The sequence below is a fragment of the Streptomyces spectabilis genome, from assembly GCF_008704795.1.
Lineage (GTDB): Bacteria > Actinomycetota > Actinomycetes > Streptomycetales > Streptomycetaceae > Streptomyces > Streptomyces spectabilis.
On sequence record NZ_CP023690.1, the window covers coordinates 9,750,310 to 9,766,993 of the forward strand.

Genomic DNA, 16,684 nt, shown 5'->3' on the forward strand with positions numbered 1-16,684 from the left:
ATACCGCCTGTTCAGGAGCTTTCGACGAGAATGAGGTTGTTGCCATCCGGGTCACGCACAGCGAACATCGGTGGTACTGCGGGCCCCATCCGCACGACCTCTGCATCGGCGTCGACGCCGCGTGCGCGCAGGTGCACGTGGTCGGCGTCGGCGTCCTGGGTCGTAAGACGGATACCGGTCGTGACTCCTTCGGGAACGAGCGCGACAGTCGTGGTCGCTCCAGGCGGTGCCACCTCGATCCAGCGTCCTTCGCCGAAGGGCACGTCGCGTCGTACTTCGAAGCCGAGCTCACCGACGTAGAACTCGGTCGCCTTCTGCTGGTCGGTGACGCGAATCCCGACCGTGGCGACCTGCGTGATGTGAGTGGTCCTGCTCATTGCCTGCCTCCACGTCCTTGGCGTTCACCAGGTAGGACGGAGGCCAACGGGAAAACTCATCGCTGGCCACGACGATCGACCGGACAGGGCCCTCAACAGGGCGAACGCTGCCTGATGCGGCACTGGGCAGCGCCCTCGATGCCTGAGCAGCCATTGCGTCGGCTGAACGGCCTCTCGCCCCCAGGGCATCGACCTGCCGACCGCTGCGTCGAACCCACGTGACCGCCTAACCCCGGCCGCCGGAGAACAGTAGCTCGGCCAAGGTCCGGAACACGTCCTCCGGATCGCGTTCTCCCACCGGGTCCCGCAGGTTCTCGCTCAGCAGGAGCGTGGTGAATCCGTGGGCGAGCGACCATGCGGCGATGCCCGCGAGTCGTGCGTCCTCGCCGCGCCCGCTCGCCGGGACCTCGGCGATCCCGGCCCGCAGTTCGGCTCCGGCGCGGGTGCGGGCGGCGAGCAGGGCGGCGTCGTCGCCGCGCAGCAGGTCCGGGCGGAACATGACCTGGAAGTGCGCGGGGTGCTCGATCCCGAACCGGACGTAGCACACCCCGCGTTCGCGCAGGTCGGCACCCTCGGCCAGGGCGTCCGCCAGCAGCTCGTACCCTTCCGCGGCGATCGCGGTGAGCAGGCCCGTGCGGTCCTTGAAGTGGTGGGCGGGGGCAGCGTGCGAGACGCCCGCGCGACGGGCGAGATCACGCAGGCTCAGGGCGCCGGGCCCGTCGGTGGCGATGACGTCGAGGGCAGCGGTCAGGACGGCGCGGTACAGATCGCCGTGATGGTACGAGCCGCTGTTGGTGGTGGCCATGTCCCCCATGGTCGCGCCACATCTAGGCGTTGACAAGTTCGAGGGGCGCGAGCAATCTTGTCACTGTCAAGTTCGGACGGATGGATGACCTGTGACGGGGAGAGCGCCATGGCGGACCAGAAGGATCAGGCGGGGCAGATCGAGCTCGGCCGCGTGCGTCAGCTGTGGCATCTGCTGGAGCCGCTGCACGCGGTGGTGTACTTCGCTCCGGAAGCCGCCGCGGAGGCGGACGGGCTCGGCATCGAGTCCGGCCGCTGGCCGCGGTACTTCGCTTGGCGGGCCGCGCCGCTCGGAGCGGTCGGCCACGAGCAGGTGACGTCGGCGTTCTACAGCTTCAGCCCCGGGATGGTCAGGGAGCACATCCCTTCCGTCTGGGGCGCCGCGGACCCCGCGACCGTCCTGGACGCTCGCCGTCGCGCCGTCGATCGTACGTACCGCGCGCTCCTCGGCGGCCGCCTCGACGACCGCGAGCTGGCCGAGGCCGCCGCCCTGGCGCGCCGCGTCGCCGAGGCCGCGGAGCACGCGGGCCGGCCCCTGGCCGCCGCCAACGCGGCGCAGCCCTGGCCCGAGGCCCCTCACCTGGTGCTCTGGCAGGCCGCGACGATCCTGCGCGAACACCGTGGGGACGGCCATCTCGCGGCGCTGTTGATCGCCGGGCTCGACCCGGTGGAGTCACTGGTGTCGTTCGCGGCCATCGGGGCGGCGCCCGAGGAGACCTTCAGGAGCCGGGGCTGGAGCGAGAAGGAGTGGGCCGCGGGGCGCGAGCGCCTGGTCGGCCGCGGCCTGGTGGAGGCGGACGGCACGGCGACCGAAGCGGGGCGCGCGCTGCGCGCCCAGGTCGAGCGTCACACGGACGAGCTGGCGGCGGCACCCTGGCAGGCGCTGGGCGCGGCCGGCGCGGACCGGCTCAGCGAGCTGCTGGGGGACTACTGGGTGGCGGTCATCGGTTCGGGGATGCTGCCGGGGACGAACACGCTGGGGATCGGCACGGTGTGAGCCGTCGGGCGCCCCCACCGCGGCGGAGCGACGTCAGAGCCGCCAGCCGCGGATGCGGTCGGCCGCCTGGTACACGGTGGTCTTGCGGCCCTGGATGTCACGGACCAGTTCGACGAGCGCGCCGTAGGGCGGGTCGATGCCTTCGCCGCAGGCGTGCATGTAGGAGACGGCGACCTGGCAGGCGTACAGGGAGTTGCGGTGGGGCAGCGGTTCGAGTCGGACCAGGGTGTGCAGCAGGGCGGCGGCGCGCCAGGCCGCGTCGGGCGGCGTGATGCCGGGGCGGGGGATACGGGTCTTGTGGCGGGCCACCGCGGCGACCAGGGCGGAGTAGTCCGCGACGGTGACGTCCTCGGGCACGGACTGCTCCTGGACGTCGAGCAGCCAGGCGATGTCGATGTGGAGGACCATCAGGCGGCTTCGGTGCCCTGGGCGCGGGGCGACGGGGGCACCTCGTCGGGGAAGGCCTCGTCGAACTCGCCGCGGTGCCGCTCGCCCCAGGACACGGCGTACCGCACGAACTGCAGCCGCTGCTTCTCGCGCAGCGACAGGTCGTGGACGTACTGCTTGAGGGAGACGCCTGCGGCGGCCGCGGCGGCCCGCAGTTCCTCCATCTCCTCGTCGCTGTAGCTGATGTTCAAAGACGGCATGACTCCGATGGTACCTACTAGGTACCTTGATCGGAATCCTTCCGTCTGCGGCAGCTCGCCGTCCGCCGCTCCCGTCCGTCGGCTCCCGTCCGCCGCTCCCCACGGCTGTGGTCAGCTCCGGCGCCGGTACTCGCGGGCCAGCAGGCGCAGTGCCGCCGGGACGGAGGCGCGCGCCGAGGAGCTCAGCAGCTGCGCTCCCTTGCGCCTGGCGGCGTCGGCCGTCAGTTCTTCCATGCCGATGAGCGCCCGGCCCATCGGGCGATGGGCCTCGGGCAGATGCGTCACCAGCGCGTAGCTCTCGACGAGACTGGCCTCCGCCTGTCGGATCAACTCGGCCAGGAGGGCGCGGACCTCGGGGGAGTCCGTGCGCGATGCGAGGTCGGCACGGGTCACCCCGTGCCGCTCCAGCGTCTGCGCGGGGATGTTCAGCCGTCCCGCGCGCAGGTCCTCGGCCAGGTCGGTGGCGAAGTCGAGCCGCTGGCTGCCGTCGATGAACTGACGGCAGGCGCCGCGGTAGCCGGCCTCGTCCGCGTCGGGCGCCAGCAGATGGGCCACGAGCATGAACGCGGGGAGGGAGTAGCCGTCGACGTAGTGCTGGTAGTCCTCTTCCCCGGCGAACCCGGAGAACTCCAGGTCCACGTGCCCGGCGCCGAGGAACTCCTTGATGTGGTGTTCGAGCTGGGGGTACGTCCCGTACGTGTGCAGAAGAGGACGCAGCACGGGGTGGTCGCTCTGCTTGGTGGCGAGCGCTTCGTGCACCAGCTTCTCCCACCGGTCGTAGTCGGCGGCGCGCTGCTCCACCGGCCCTTCCCGGTCGAGGAGGGTGTCGGTGTAGTGCATGAAGACCGTAGCGGCGATCACGTGCGGCACGACGGCCCCGGGCAGCAGCAGGCGGACGGCCAGGTACTGGTGGCGTCGGTAGCGCGAGACCACGTGGCGCAGGCGCGTGAAGTCCGCGCGCGGCTCGGGACCGTCGATGCCCGCCGCGTCCAGCATGGCCTTCCAGGAATTCATCGCACTCCTCAGCTCCCCGGCCGGTGACCGCCGACCCGCACACGACGTGTACTCCGAGGTGACCGTACGCGGTCCCCACGGAATGGCGACGGCCCACCACCCGCAAAGCTACGCACCGCCCGGCAGCCGGACGAGGGCGGGCCGCGCGTGCGCCGCCCCGGACGACGCGAACGTGGACGCTAAGGGCGACTCGCCTCCTGCTCGACGACCTGTACCTGGTGCGGGGCCCGGTTGCGTGGGTGGTGGGGGTTGAGGAACCACTTCCGGGCCGAGGCCAGCCACCACGTGGTGCAGAAGGCGATGACGACGCCGACGGCGATGGGGGCGTAGTTGAAGGTCTTGGCGGTGACCGGGGAGGCCTGGGGGAGCATGAAGAGCACGGTGATCACCACGACCCAGGCGACGGCGATGGTGCCGACGATGGTGGACCAGGAGCCGAGGTGCCAGGGGCCGCGTTCGAAGCGGTCGCCTTGCCGCAGTCGCAGGAACGTGGGGATGACGTAGGCGATGTACAGGCCGATGGTGGCGATGGAGGTGACGGCCGCGTACGCGGTGCTGTTCCACAAGTAGGGCAGGCCCAGGCAGAAGGCGCCGCCGGTGGCGAGCCAGACGGCGTTGGTGGGGGTGCGGGTGCCTGGATGGAGCTTGTGCCACACCCGGGAGAAGGGCAGGGCGCCGTCGCGGGAGAACGCGTAGATCATGCGGGAGTTGGCGGTCACCGAGGCCATGCCGCAGAACAGCTGCGCGACGATGATCACGACGAGGAGCCACTTGCCGGTCGCCGCGCCGAGGGCGTCCATGAGGATCTGTGCCGGGGGCACGCCCGTGTCCGAGTCGAGGGCGCCGGAGTACGACTGGATGGCGTAGGTGAAGCCGAAGAGCAGGACGAATCCGGCCGCGAGGGAGACGAGGATCGAGCGGACGATGCCCTTGGGGCCCGCGGTGGCCGCGTCGATGGTCTCCTCGGTCATGTGGGCGGAGGCGTCGTAGCCGGTGAAGGTGTACTGGGCCATCAGCAGCCCGATGGCCACCACGTAGAGGCTGGAGGTGAAGCCGGTGTTGTTGACGAACTCGCCGAAGACGAAGCGGGTCGACTGGTGGTGGTCGGGGATGAGGACCAGGGCGCCGCAGATGACCAGGACGCCGCCGATGTGCCACCAGATGGAGAGCTCGTTGAGGAAGGCGACGATGCGCACGCCGAAGGTGTTCAGGACGCCGTGCAGGACCAGGATGGCGCCGAACAGGACGATGGTGTGTTCCGGGGTGGCGGCGTAGCCGAACTGCAGATCCAGCAGGGCGTTGAGGAAGGTGGCGGCACCGAAGTCGATGCCCGCGGTGACCGCGATCTGGCCGAGCGTGTTGAACCAGCCGGTGAACCACGCCCACGCCGCGGCGGTGCGGGGCGGGCCCATGCGGTGGGCCCAGAAGTACAGGCCCGCGCTCGTCGGGTACGAGGAGCAGACCTCGGCCATGGACAGGCCGACGAACAGCGTCATGAGGCCGACGAACAGCCAGCCCCACATGATGACGGCGGGGCCGCCGGTGTTCATGCCGTAGCCGTACAGCGTCATGCAGCCGGACAGGATCGAGATGATGGTGAAGCTGACGCCGAAGTTGGCGCGGCCGGACATGGAGCGCGACAGCGTCTGCCGGTAGCCGAGCTGCTTGAGGCGCTCCTCGTCGGAGACGCGGGATACATCGAGAGGCACCGGGTGCCCTTCCCTTCCTGCGAGACTCTTGCCGGACTCTGGTGGGGCTCTGGTGGGACTTCCGTGCGACGTTTCTGCGACTTCCGTGCGACTTCTGCTTGATGGTGGTGACGTGCGGGGCCGCTCCGCTCTCAGGGGCGCTTTCGCCGCCGGGGCGGGCTGTAGGCCCAGGTGCGGTGGCGCAGGAACAGTTCGCGGGCGCGGCCGCAGTAGGACCAGGGGACGTGCGTGGCGTACGGGCCGATCGCGTCGAAGACCTCACGGGCCTCGCCGTGGCGGTTCGCGAACGACAGGGCGTGCGCCAGGTAGTTGGCGTCATCGGCGAAACAGGCGTGCGGCTGCGGTGTCCGGTAGCGCCACCAGCGCTCCAGGGCGTGCTCGACCTGGGGGCAGTCGGCCCAGGGGTGGATCACGAGCCCGTACGCGCCCTGGTTCTGCTCCTGCCGACAGCGGTGCGCCTCGGCCAGCACCACGAGCGGCAGGACCGCGAGGGGCAGACCCGGGGGAGCGAGGGCGACCTGCTCCTCGGCCCACCACATCGCCTCGCCCTGGGCGCCGTGATGGCGGGGGAAGAGGTAGGTGACGATCTCGTGGTGCGCCTCGCGGTTCCACGGATCGCGTTGCTTGATCTCCGACCACACGTGGTCGAGCGTGTCGCGGTCGGGGGCGTGGGTGCGCAGCAGCGCGAGCATGACGACCAGGGGCGCCACGTCCTGCGGCCACACGTCGAGCGCGGCTCGGCAGGTGGCCCACGCCTCTTCCATCTGGGTCCGGCCCTTGTCGTGTCCCGCGATCATCGCGCGCAGCGCCTGTACGTTCGCCAGCAGGGCGAGGGCGTGCGGGGAGTGCGGCTCGGCCTCGGCCCAGGTGTCGGCGAACCTGAGGCGGGCCCCGGCCTCGGCGAGGACCTGAAGGCGGAAGATCCTGCGGTCCCAGTCAGAGCCGGTGGCGGTGAGCACGTCCCGTGGACCTTCCCACCGGCCCATCGAGGCGTCCTCGAGCACGTGCCGCAGCGCCTCGTCGTCCCTCGCCGGGTGTGAGTCAAGCTTGGTGGACACGGCTCGGCTTCCTGTGGGCGGTCGGAAGCCCTGCTCCAGGGCGCTCGGCCTCGTCGCGGGGGAGATGGATACGACTTCGGCCGGGGCCCCGGAGCAGGGGGCTTCGGGTGGTGTGTCCCCTCCGCCGGGCGCCGTGGGGCGGAGATTGTCCTGGTGCCATGTGCGTCGTCCCCCTCATGGTCTGTGCCGCCGGTTCACGTGGCCCGTTACGAGTGACGTTGCTGTGCGTGCCGCCGTCCGAAGAGGCCTGGGTGCGGTGGCTCTTGCCGGCCAGGGCGGTGCGTGCGGGTGGTCGTGGTCCCGTGGTGCGGACGCCCCGTGGTGCCGTGGTGCCGACGCCTCGTGGCGCCGCGGTGCCGTGCTGCCCTCACCGGCACATGCAGGTCCCGTTTCGCGGCGGTGGCGATCGCGTGTGCGCAGCCGTCATCGAGTCCGAGGAGGGTGGTGAACCCCGCCCGGTGCGCGCGGGGGCGCCGGTGCACCCATCATTACTCCCCCCTAATCCCTCTGGCCGCAAGATGCGCGTGCGTACCAACTCAAAGTGGGGAAGCGAGCTTCGGCCATCCTCGGCAGGTACGGCGAGCCGAGGTGCGCCCTGACACACCGTCTGCTGACGGATGATCAGGTAGCGTGTGTGACCTGGCGAACACGACTGGTCTGGTGGGGAGTTGGCGTGCGCCAAAGGGTATGGGATCCACCGGTGACACGGCGTCGTTCCCGTTCTCTCCCCCCCCGCGTGAGTACGGTGGTCCGCCGGAAGGTACGCGCAACAGCGCAGGGAGTGCCCGCGCGGGCCGGTCAGGTTGCCGAGCGGCGACGAGGTCCTCCTGGCCGAGATTCATCGAGTGCCGGAACTGCATCTCCGCGGAGCCGTCGAAGGACCATCCGCGCCGAGGGCCGAGCGGCCCTCGCACCTTGCCTTTGGACATAGCCAGGATGTCCATCTTCAATGGCGCGCGGCGCATCACCTGGTTCGCGGTGTTGCCAAGGACCTTCACGTCTGCCTGCCAGGCCCGGGCCTGGAGGGCGGAGGCGCATGGGCCGAGAGGTCGCGCCACCTGCCTGGCAGAGCGCCGCGTGCCGGACAGAGACACTGGTCGTAGCGTTGGGGTGCCGCTGTGACAGGAGGCGGCACCGGGTCGGCCCCGTGCCCGCTTCGCACGCCGCACGGGACCGGCTCACTTCGGTGCGCCTGCTGCTCGCGGCCCTCCGTACGGGCGTACAGACGCAGCTCCTACACGGCTCGTCAGGGTTAGGGAAGGCTGGGGACCCCCGCGGTGGAGCGTGGCGGCAGCAGAGGCCGGAAGGCGCTGGCGCGTTTGGTCACGGCGGTGGGTCAGGATAGCGACATGACAACGTGGTTCCGCACCTACTACGAAGACGAAGACCTGTGGCTGTGTTTCGAGGCCGATGACGAAGTCTGTGCGGTGCGTCAGGTGGAGGTCAGGGCGCAGGACTCGCGGCCGGTGACGGCTGCTTCCCTGGCAGAGGTGCTGCACTTGCGTGGCCATGCCGATCTCGCAGCGATGGCGCGCTATGAAGAGCGGTACGGCGTTCTCGCCGAAGGCCCCGTGGACGGCTGGCAGGAGCAGCCCCGGGCGACCGAGATCTCCGCAGCCGAATTCGAGCGGCTCTGGGACGAAGCGAGGCGGACTCTCAGTAGCGATAGCGACAGCGTGGTTTGACCTGCACTGCGGTCGGACGGTGTCGCACCCACCCGGACGAGTGCCCGATGTCAGTGGTGGCCACAATGCGGGCATGACTTCACCCGAGCACCTGGATGGCCTCCTCACCGAGTTGGGGCTTGAGGAGGCGGCCACGTTCACGGCCGTACACGGCGGGGACAAGGATGCCGTGATCCGGCTCTTCGGTGGCGATCCCGAGCAGGCCCGACCCACGGAGTTGGAGGAACTGCGCGAGCACTACGACGGGGACCTCATCCTGGTTTCCCGGTCGGGCCCGGCGGTCGTCGTCGTGGAGAGCAACGGCTATGAGGGATCGCGTGAGGAAGTGCTGCGCCCCCTGTCTGGCATGGGCCGCACCGCCAGCGCCTTCTGGAACATCAACCTGGTCTCCCGGTTGAGCCTGGCCGAGGACGGACTGGTTTCGTCAGCCCTCGACATGAACGCGCCTGAGGAGGTGTACGGAGCGCACCCCGATGCCTGGCAGCCCCTGCTGATGGGGCTGACCTTGGGGTTCCCCGACTGGGGCTCGGGCTTAGCGGCGGTCGAGCGCGCGACGGGTGCGCGCTTCGACACCCCGTGGGTACAGGGCCCGCACCGCGCGGTGAAGATCGAGCCCGTCCCGGACCACCTGCTGCCGCAGGGCCTTGCCGACTCGCCGCTGCTCAAGCGGGAGCCTTTCGTGGGCTATCTGGCGGACCTGGCCCCGGCGCTGGGGCGCATGGGCCGCCACGCGCTGGATCTGGCCCTGGCGCACCTCGATCTGAGTGAACACCCGCTGGCCCTGGCAGCCCTCGCGGCAGACGGACTCGATGCCGCGGCGAGGGCCCGGCTGCGCGACGAACTCGCCGCCACACACCATACGTACCTGTCCCACGCCCATACACGGGCCGAGGAAGACGACGCCTTCGTACCCGCGTGGGAGAGCCCCTCCCAGCTCTCCTTCCGACGGGCCGCCGTGTTCGGCGTCCTGGCCGACTGCGTGGCCGCCGACCTGCCTGTGGGCCGCCTGCCGGACATCGTCAGCGATCTGGCCACGGTGGTGGTCGGTGGCGATGAACGAGTTCAGGAGTTCCGGATGGTCGAGCACTTGCACACGGCGGCCCGGCGCGGTCTTCGATGAACTCGCCGGGGCCGATCCCGATCCCGGTCACGAGGCCGCGGTCCGCCGCGTCGGCCCGCTGAAGGCGGGGAGACAGCGGTGGCCGACAGCGGGCAGGGCCCGGCCGTGAGTTTCAGAGTGTGCCGGAGTGCTGTTTCACCTGCGGACTCCGGGGTGAACCGGCGACTGCAGAGGGGGCATCGCCGGACTCACGGCGGCACGCGTTTTGAGTCAAGCGGGCGTCCACGTGACGATCGTGGAGCCGGACGGCCATTCCGGCGGCTTACGCAATGGCGTTCCGCAGCGCCAGCAACTCCATGCGCTGCTGGATATGGGGCGCACACAGCTGGACCGTATGTTTCCCCATCTCACCCGAGACCTGGTGGCTGACGGAGCCTCACTGGCAGCGGGTGAAGAGATCGAAATGTACACGGCGGGGGCGCGCAAGTTCGGGGTGCCGGGCAATGAACTGGTCGGCGTGACACGGGAACTGCTCGAGGGCCACGTACGTCGGCGCGTATCCGCCGAGAAGCACGTGACCACGGTGCGGAGCAAGGCCTGCGGGCTGGAGTTCACCGGTCCCCGGATCTCCGGAATCCTTTACCGGGAACCGCACAGCGGTGTTGTCCGAGAGCTTCAGGCCGACGCCGTCGTCGACGCGATGGGCCGCTCCAGCCGAGCGCATGCGGCGCATCGGTCCTCACCCGTTCCGCGTGATCGCGGAACGGTGCGACATGCTCACCGACGTCGAGCCCTACCACTTGGCGCACTCCCAACGGCGTCAATTCGGGAAGCTGAAAGCGCTGCCCGGTGGACTGTTCGCCGTCGGTGACGCGGTGGCTTCGTACAATCCCGTCTACGCACAGGGAATAACGTCAGCCGTGCTGCACGCCTCGTGCCTGGCGGCCTATTTACGGCGGCCTCACGACCTGCGGAGCCCCGCGTGGGCGTACTTCGAGCACCTCGCGGTCTGCGTGGACGCGGCCTGGGACCTGTCGACGCTCTCGGACCTCGCCCTGCCACACGTGAACGGGCCCTACCCGCCCGGCTACCCGATCTCCAAGAAGCTCTTCGAGCGGATCAACAGAGCCTCCGCGGCCGACCGCCGGGTCAACGAGGTACTCCTCGACGTGGTGAACATGAAGACACATCCCTCCGTCCTGCGCTCACCCCGCTTCCTGGCCGGCGTCGGCCGCGCACTGCTCCCTGCGGCCGCGCATCGCTGACCGGGTGTGTCGGCAGAGCCACAGCTGATCGGGTTCTTGTTCCTGGGCCCAGCCCCTGCGGAAAGTCCCTACGTGGATGAGGCACGTCGGCGCGCGGGACTCGGCACCGCGCGCGTACGCAAAGCACGACCGACTGACCCGCCACGGGCCTTCTTGCACATCACGGACCCCCCTCCTAGCGGACCGTCGTCCGCATACGCGAAGATCGCTACCGCACAGCCGGTCGATTCTGATGGAAGGACGGGCCGGTGCACAGTGCGAACGATCTCGGATGACTGAACGTTGAAGAGAGGCCCGGGCCGGCGCTGGTCGCGGGCGGGCCCTGGGGAGGATTCATGGACAGCGAACGATTCGGTCTGATATTGACTCGCGCGCGTCGGCGCACCGATGCTGCCGATTACCCGGAACTGCCCGAACTGAGACACAAGGCGGGACTGACCGCCGCACGGGGCCCGGGTGGGCGCCGCCTGTCCTACCTCTCCCAGGTCGAAATCTCTCTGCTCCTCGGCTACGACGCCAGCCGCGGGATCTACGCGCGTCTCGAACGCGGCCTGATCGCCAACCCTTCCGACGAACTGCTGCGCCGCATCGCCACGATCCTGAACCTGCAGGAGCACCAGTGGCACGACCTCTACATCGCCGCCTTCGGCCACCGGGCCCCCAGCCCGCTGCGCCCGGCCAGCATGCTCGCCCTCCACGACAGTTGGAACTGGGCGATCCAGGGGCAGGAGCACCCGGCGTACATCAGCGATGGGGCCTGGAACGTCCTGACGTACAACGAGGCCGCGAACGCCCTGTTCAATCCCATGCCGCAGAACGTCATGCGGTGGATGCTGTCGCTGCCCCCGCAGGAGGACAGCCGCGCCGCCATGCCCGGCTGGGCGGAGGGCTGGGGGCCGGTGGCGCTCAGCCAGCTGGCCAGCGCGCTCCACGAACGGAGAAAGGCACACGAGGAACTGCGGCAGATCGAACGCGAGGTGCTTCAGCACCCTGACCTGAAGGAGATGTACGAGAGCGTCCTGGACTCCTGCATCCATCCGGACGGCTCGCGCCGCCTCATGGTCCACGGCACCCGCCGGGAGATCGGCGTGCTGGACGCGGCCGCCGGCACCCCCGTGGGTGTCGACCACGGGCGGGTCATCTTCATGAAATGGACGCCGGTCGCCTGACGGGGAACCTGCCGCTTCTCGACTTCGCTTTGATTTTGATGTGGTTCGCGAGGTTTAGCCGGAGTGTGCACTGATCCTCCCCATGTAATCTGCGAGAGCCTCACCCGTCAGAGCGACCTCCCGACCGCGACCGTCGACCAGTCCGCTCCCGCGGGCTCCCTTCACGGCTGGGACACTGACCGAGCAGCAGGAACAGAACAGGCCTGTGCACTGAGGGGGCGGCTACAGACCACATCCCTCGCGTGTGCAGAACGGAGCGCCCTCGTGGCCTACGTCACCCGGCCCTCGATCGTCCTCCCAGAGCATGAGATACCCACGTCGGCCATCGTCCGCGACATCGTCGAGGCCCTGCCCCCGGACCCTCAGGTGCCCTCTCCCGCCGTCATCAATCGCTGGGCCGGGAACCTCAAGGTTGAAACGCGGCGGTTCGTCGCGCCGCTGGAGGTCGTCTCCCGGATCGGCACGGTGACCGAACGCAACAACCGCGCTCGCCCGGCCATGTACCGCCTGGCGACGACAGCGGCCCGCGACGCCCTCAACGCCGTCGGCCTGGACCGCACCGACGTCGACTGCGTCGTCACCAGTCACAGCACCACGCCCGCGACCCCCGGACTGGACGTCCACCTCGTCAACGAGCTCGGTCTGCGGCCGGACGTCATGCGCATGCCCGCCACCCAGCTGGGCTGCGTCGGCGGCGCCCATGCCCTGGCCTGGGCCGCACGGCTCGCCGACGCCATGCCAGGGCTGCGCATCCTGGTCGTGATCGGCGAGGCGCTGAGCACCGTGTACCGGCGTGAGAAGAACGACCCGGCGGGCATCCTCTACCGGATGTTGTTCGGCGACGGGGCAGGCGCCTGCGTCGTCTCCAGCGACCCCCGCAACGCCTGCCTGGAAGTCGGTGGCAGTTGGCAGCAGGTCGTGCCGAACACGGTGGATTCCTACACGCTCGAGGTCGAACCCACCGGTCTGCACTTCACCTCGGAGAAGTGGGCCCCTGACGGCATCAACCACTTGATGGGCCCGCTGTGGGAGTGGCTGCGCAAGACCGACCCGTACTGGGTGCCCGAGGTCGTCATCGCACACCCGGGCGGCCCCCGGATCCTGGAGGACGCCGCCAAGGGCCTGGGCTGTGCCCCTGAACTCCTCACGCACTCGTGGGAAAGCCTGCGGACCCGTGGCAATCTGGGCGGCGTCGCAGTCCTGGACGTTCTCGCCCGCACCGCGGCCAGTGGCCCGCTCCACGGGAGCCGTACCCTCCTGCTGGGCATCGGTCCTGGACTCACCGGAGCCGCGGTCGAGGGCCGATGGCACAACCCGACGACCAGCCGCGAGGGCGCTGAGTAGACGCCCATCACCTCGGTTCGACGAGCCTCACTAGCCCTTCACAGGCGCCGACTCGCTGTCGGTCAGACTCCGAGGCCAAATAGCGGAGGTGCCGCAGCCAACCGCTTCCGGGCGTCCGGAGCGGCCTGGCAGGTGACGTCCTCGCGAGGGAGTTCGCCGGTGATCAGATACGCATCGACCTGCCGATCCGCGCAGGCGTTACGCGTATCGGTGTAGAAGCGGACGCTGTGTCCCTCGCCCCCGCGGACCGTGACCAGGCGCGAGCCCTTCAGGTCGCGGTGCAGGCTGCGTGCCGAGGCCAAGGGAGTCTGCGGGTCCCACTCGTTCTGCACGATCAGGGAGGGGACGCGGTTGCTGACCGGTCCGGCGGTTTCGGCGGCCCTGGGCCAGTAGGCGCAGGGAGAGGTTCCGGAGACGAAGTCCCCGTACAGCGGATAGCGGGCCGAGTCGCGGACCACGTCCCGGCGGTACGTCGCCACGTCGCGCGGCCAGTCGGAGCCGTCCGCGCACACCACGGCCCACTGGCTCACGGCCGCGTTGTCACCCGGAGGTGCCGCCGGGGGCGCGGCGGGGCCGGGCGGGACCGACTGGCCCGAGGCGGCCTTCTTCAGCTTGACCACCAGCTCGGCGCTCTGGCGCACCTTCACGAACTGCGCGCGCATCAGGTCGCGTATGCCGGCGCCGTCGTACTTCACCCCGTCCAGCTCGATCGGTTCCCGCTCCGCGCGCTTCACCAGCATCCAGAAGGCGCCGCGGACCCGCTTCGGCGTCCCGCCCAGGTGGTACACAGACGCGCGCTCGGCGGTCCACTTCGCCCACCGCTCGAACGCTCGCTCCGATGACGGCGCCCAGATGCGGTACATGCCGCGCCACATCCGACGTGAGTCGATGGCACTGTCCACGACGAACCGGTCGGCACGCCCGGGGAACAGCTGCATATAGGCGGCGCCGAGAGCGCTGCCGTAGGAGAGTCCGTAGTAGCTGAGCTTCTTCTCGCCCAGGGCCGCGCGCATCACGTCCATGTCCCGCGCGGTGTTGCGGGTGGTGATGTGCGGCAGCAGACCGCCCGCCCGCGCCCGGCACGCGCGGGCCACCTTCTTCGACCAGGCCGTGTTCGCGTCGAATTCCTGCCGGCTCCGGTTGGGGCGCGGGAAGCTGAGGTCGGTGCCGCCGAGCCCGCAGGTGACGGGTGTGCTCTCGCCGACCCCGCGGGGGTCGAAGCCGATCAGGTCGTAGCGCTCGGTGACCTGCTTGGGCAGTTCCTTGGCGGCCATGTCGGGGAAGTCGAGCCCCGGTCCTCCAGGACCTCCGGGGTTGAAGGCCATGATCCCGCGCCGCTTGCCCGGTACGCTCGTCTCGGCCCGGGATATCGCGATGTCGATGCGCTTGCCGTCGGGTCTCCGGTAGTCGAGCGGCACCTTGAGCGTGGCGCACTGGAGTGTGGCGGGCAGGTCGGCCGCGCAGGGCTTCCAGGTCAGCTTCTGCCCGGTGTACGGGGCGAGTTGGTGTGCGGGGGGCTCCGCGGCAGACGCGGCGGCCGAGGCCGACTGGAGAGCTAACTGGGGAACGAGCGCCGCCGTCACGCCGAGCGCGAGCAGCGGTGCGAGGTGGCGGCGTCGTGAGAGGTGGCGGCGTCGTGAGGGGTGGGTCACGGACACGGTCCTTCCGGTCGGCGTAGGCGATATAGGTGTGCGACCAAAGGATGTACTAGACCGGTGGATGTCCGATCGGCGACCCCTGCCATGGAAGCGTCAACTCCGTTACGGAGTACGCGATGCACAGTCGCGTGAAAGCGGCCCCCTGCCGGGTGGACAGACGGTTGGGCCATGCCGATGGCGTCGGAGATGACACGGTGCTCGCGTCCGCAGCCATGTCATCCGGCCCCACCAGCGATCAGCAAAGCCCCGGCCGGGCGTAGAGGACGATGCGGGCGCCGTGGGCGCGGCGGGTCGCGCACGGTTCGAAGTGGTGCGCAAGGACCTGCCGCTTCACCGTCTCGCCCGGTACCGCGTCGACGGGCTGTCCGGCGGGATCGGTGACCACGACGACCCGGCTCTCGGCGACCAGACGGGCGCGCAGGACGCCGGGGGCCACCTCGGTGCCGTACAGGGTGTGCGAGGCGGCAGGGCTCCGGTCGAGGGCGATGTCGTGCAGGCCGCGCGCGGCCCACGGGTACGGCAGTGCCCAGACGCGGCGGCGCAGCGGCAGGTAGAGCACGGCGTCGCCAGGCGCTCCGATGTCGCGCAGGGCCCGCGCGGCCGCCGTGGTGTCGTCGACCCGGCTCTCCGGGGCCCGTATGTCGAGGCAGAGCGGCATCAGGGCCACGGCGGCGGTGACCGACATTGCGATCGCCGCGAGGGCGCGTCGTCGGGCTCCGCGCGTGAGCCGGTCCAGGGCCGCGCCGAGAAGGAGGGCGAGACCGGCTTGCCCGTACAGCACGTACCGGTCCACATACAGCGGCTTGACCAGGGAGACGAGCCCCAGGGCGAGCGGGGGCAGGATGAGCAGCGCGAGCCCGAGGACCGGCAGCGAGACGGTGCCGCGCGCTGCACGCGGGGAGGTCGGTCGCCCCGTGACGACCACCGCGGCGAGCAGCCCGAGCGTCCACAGGCCGAGCGACCACAGCACCGCGGACCAGCTGGGGCCGCCGATCCAGTCCACCTGTGCCGACTGCCGGTGACTGAGGAGCGCCAAGGGGGCGAGCCCCAGGGTGACGGCCGTGGCGGCCACGGACCAGCGGCGCCGAGCCGCGCGGGGCAGCGCCACGGCGTGCGCCGCCAGGGCGAGCACGGCGAACTCGTGCAGGAGGCAGGCCGTCAGCATCAGCACCCCGTAGAGGACCCACAGGCGCGGACCGCGCGTCTCCACCGCACATACCAGCGTGTACGTCGCCCACACGACCGCCGCCAGGACCAGCGCGTACGACCGTCCTTCCTGCGCGTACCGCTGCACCAGGGGCAGCGACGCGAAGGCCGCCCCGGCCAGGAGCCCCGCGCGCGGCCCCGCGAGCCGTCGGCCGAGGCACGCCACCCCGGCCGCGGCGACGGCCGTCGCCGCCACGGACGGCAGCCGCAGCACCAGGAGCGGGTCGACGTCCCCACACAGGGCGAACAGTCCCCGCATGAGGAGGTAGTACAGCCCGTGGACGGCGTCCGCGTTCCCCAGCGTGTGCCACAGGTCGGGCAGGCCGCGCCGCGCCATGTCGTACGTGACCGCCTCGTCCCGCCACAGCGTGCCCTCACGCCGTACGCCCCACAGGCCGAGCACCAGGGACAGCAGGACGCCGGGCGCCGCGACGGCCCACGCGTGTCCGCGCCGACGGCGCGAGGCCACGGGAGGAGCGGTCGTCCGCGCGGGTCTTGACGCGTGCGAAGAGGTGTCGACGGCAGCGATGGCGGGCTCCAGAAGCACGAAGGAGGCGAGGAGAAACCCGAGTTCAGCCGCGTGCCGGTTGATAGGCAGCCCTGTCACGGGCCGCCTATCAATTGCTAGCGTCGCTTCGGCCGGTCTGTGGGGGCCGGGGCGGGGGAGGGGGAGCGATGGGGCGGCGGGAGA

The 16,684-nt window shown here is 70.3% G+C and carries 16 protein-coding genes; 7 read left to right on the forward strand and 9 right to left on the reverse strand.

The window, feature by feature from the left end:
• Positions 1 to 11: 11 nt before the first annotated feature.
• The gene (locus CP982_RS41220) at positions 12 to 377 is read right to left on the reverse strand and encodes a VOC family protein (RefSeq protein ID WP_150515190.1); all 366 of its coding nucleotides are present in this window, start codon (positions 375 to 377) and stop codon (positions 12 to 14) included.
• Between the two features lie 226 nt (positions 378 to 603).
• A complete protein-coding gene (locus CP982_RS41225) occupies positions 604 to 1,182 on the reverse strand; it encodes a TetR/AcrR family transcriptional regulator (protein WP_150515191.1) in 579 nt (192 codons plus the stop codon).
• A 108-nt stretch (positions 1,183 to 1,290) separates the two neighbouring features.
• Here CP982_RS41225 and CP982_RS41230 point away from each other — a divergent pair, with 108 nt between their 5' ends.
• Complete coding sequence (locus tag CP982_RS41230; protein ID WP_150515192.1) at positions 1,291 to 2,178, forward strand: SCO6745 family protein; 888 nt, start codon at positions 1,291 to 1,293, stop codon at positions 2,176 to 2,178.
• A gap of 33 nt (positions 2,179 to 2,211) precedes the next feature.
• On the opposite strand, the gene CP982_RS41235 is transcribed toward CP982_RS41230, so the two are convergent.
• The 5 genes from CP982_RS41235 to CP982_RS41255 form a co-directional block, all read right to left on the reverse strand.
• Positions 2,212 to 2,586 carry a toxin Doc gene (locus CP982_RS41235; protein ID WP_138957558.1) on the reverse strand — a complete coding sequence of 125 codons (375 nt, stop codon included), beginning with the start codon at positions 2,584 to 2,586 and terminating at the stop codon, positions 2,212 to 2,214.
• Positions 2,586 to 2,825 (reverse strand): hypothetical protein, encoded by a 240-nt coding sequence (locus CP982_RS41240; RefSeq protein WP_150515193.1) that lies wholly within the window; start codon positions 2,823 to 2,825, stop codon positions 2,586 to 2,588. The genes CP982_RS41235 and CP982_RS41240 overlap by 1 nt, the downstream gene beginning before the upstream one ends.
• 111 nt (positions 2,826 to 2,936) lie before the next feature.
• The gene (locus tag CP982_RS41245) at positions 2,937 to 3,839 is read right to left on the reverse strand and encodes a phytoene/squalene synthase family protein (RefSeq protein WP_150515194.1); all 903 of its coding nucleotides are present in this window, start codon (positions 3,837 to 3,839) and stop codon (positions 2,937 to 2,939) included.
• A gap of 179 nt (positions 3,840 to 4,018) precedes the next feature.
• Entirely contained in the window at positions 4,019 to 5,548 is a 1,530-nt protein-coding gene (locus CP982_RS41250) for an amino acid permease (RefSeq protein ID WP_229879111.1), read from the reverse strand.
• A gap of 131 nt (positions 5,549 to 5,679) precedes the next feature.
• A complete protein-coding gene (locus CP982_RS41255; RefSeq protein ID WP_229879110.1) occupies positions 5,680 to 6,606 on the reverse strand; it encodes a hypothetical protein in 927 nt (308 codons plus the stop codon).
• A gap of 1,349 nt (positions 6,607 to 7,955) precedes the next feature.
• Between CP982_RS41255 and CP982_RS41260 the strand changes: the two genes are divergently transcribed.
• The 6 genes from CP982_RS41260 to CP982_RS41280 all read left to right on the forward strand — a co-directional run bounded on the left by CP982_RS41260 (position 7,956) and on the right by CP982_RS41280 (position 13,129).
• Positions 7,956 to 8,291: a hypothetical protein gene (locus CP982_RS41260; RefSeq protein WP_150515195.1), complete on the forward strand. Its 336-nt coding sequence runs from the start codon at positions 7,956 to 7,958 to the stop codon at positions 8,289 to 8,291.
• A gap of 73 nt (positions 8,292 to 8,364) precedes the next feature.
• Entirely contained in the window at positions 8,365 to 9,411 is a 1,047-nt protein-coding gene (locus CP982_RS41265; RefSeq protein WP_150515196.1) for a DUF6461 domain-containing protein, read from the forward strand.
• 178 nt (positions 9,412 to 9,589) lie between these two features.
• Complete coding sequence (locus CP982_RS42855) at positions 9,590 to 10,222, forward strand: NAD(P)-binding protein (protein WP_372503539.1); 633 nt, start codon at positions 9,590 to 9,592, stop codon at positions 10,220 to 10,222.
• Positions 10,223 to 10,271: 49 nt separating this feature from the next.
• Complete coding sequence (locus CP982_RS42860; protein ID WP_229879109.1) at positions 10,272 to 10,616, forward strand: hypothetical protein; 345 nt, start codon at positions 10,272 to 10,274, stop codon at positions 10,614 to 10,616.
• A gap of 335 nt (positions 10,617 to 10,951) precedes the next feature.
• Positions 10,952 to 11,785, forward strand: coding sequence for an MmyB family transcriptional regulator (locus tag CP982_RS41275; RefSeq protein ID WP_150515197.1), 834 nt, complete (start codon positions 10,952 to 10,954; stop codon positions 11,783 to 11,785).
• A 264-nt stretch (positions 11,786 to 12,049) separates the two neighbouring features.
• Positions 12,050 to 13,129, forward strand: a complete 1,080-nt coding sequence (locus tag CP982_RS41280; RefSeq protein WP_150515198.1) for a beta-ketoacyl-[acyl-carrier-protein] synthase family protein — start codon at positions 12,050 to 12,052, stop codon at positions 13,127 to 13,129.
• Positions 13,130 to 13,191: 62 nt separating this feature from the next.
• Here CP982_RS41280 and CP982_RS41285 read toward each other — a convergent pair whose 3' ends face one another.
• Positions 13,192 to 14,781: an alpha/beta hydrolase gene (locus tag CP982_RS41285; RefSeq protein WP_150515199.1), complete on the reverse strand. Its 1,590-nt coding sequence runs from the start codon at positions 14,779 to 14,781 to the stop codon at positions 13,192 to 13,194.
• A gap of 241 nt (positions 14,782 to 15,022) precedes the next feature.
• A complete protein-coding gene (locus tag CP982_RS41290; protein ID WP_229879108.1) occupies positions 15,023 to 16,600 on the reverse strand; it encodes a glycosyltransferase family 39 protein in 1,578 nt (525 codons plus the stop codon).
• Between the last annotated feature and the right edge of the window lie 84 nt (positions 16,601 to 16,684).